We start from the raw sequence: 526 nt of genomic DNA on the forward strand, positions 1-526 counted from the left end.
TCCGCAGGCCGGTACTTCGTGTCCTGCCTGTGCGAGTTCGAGGCCGAAACCCTTCCGGTTGTGCCGAAAACGCTCGGCATCGACCTGGGGCTGAAAGACCTGTTCGTCACCAGCGAGGGTGAACGATTCGGCAATCCCCGCCACACCGCGAAATACGCCTCCCGTCTGGCCCTGGCCCAACGCCGGCTGAGCAAGAAGCAGCTCGGCTCGAAGAACCGCGCCAAGGCTCGACGGAAAGTGGCCCGTATTCACGCGAAAATTTCCGATTGCCGAGCGGACGGCTTGCACAAGCTGTCCCGCAGACTGATTAACGAGAACCAAGTGGTCTGCGCCGAAACCCTTGCCGTGAAGAACATGATCCGCCATCCGAAACTGAGCAAAGCCATTGCCGATGCAGGCTGGGGTGAATTCGTTCGCCAGCTGGAATACAAGGGCGAATGGGCCGGTCGGCAGATCGTCCAGATCGACCGCTGGTACCCCAGCTCGAAACGCTGTGCCTGCTGCGGGCATATCCTTGAGCGCCTGC

At 61.0% G+C, this 526-nt stretch carries 1 protein-coding gene; it reads left to right on the forward strand.

The features are described from left to right. Positions 1-18: 18 nt before the first annotated feature. Positions 19-526, forward strand: a 508-nt coding sequence (locus ACYVD0_RS17250) for an RNA-guided endonuclease TnpB family protein (RefSeq protein ID WP_460427952.1), incomplete at its 3' end; no start/stop codon positions are given.

This window comes from Azotobacter armeniacus, assembly GCF_054779355.1.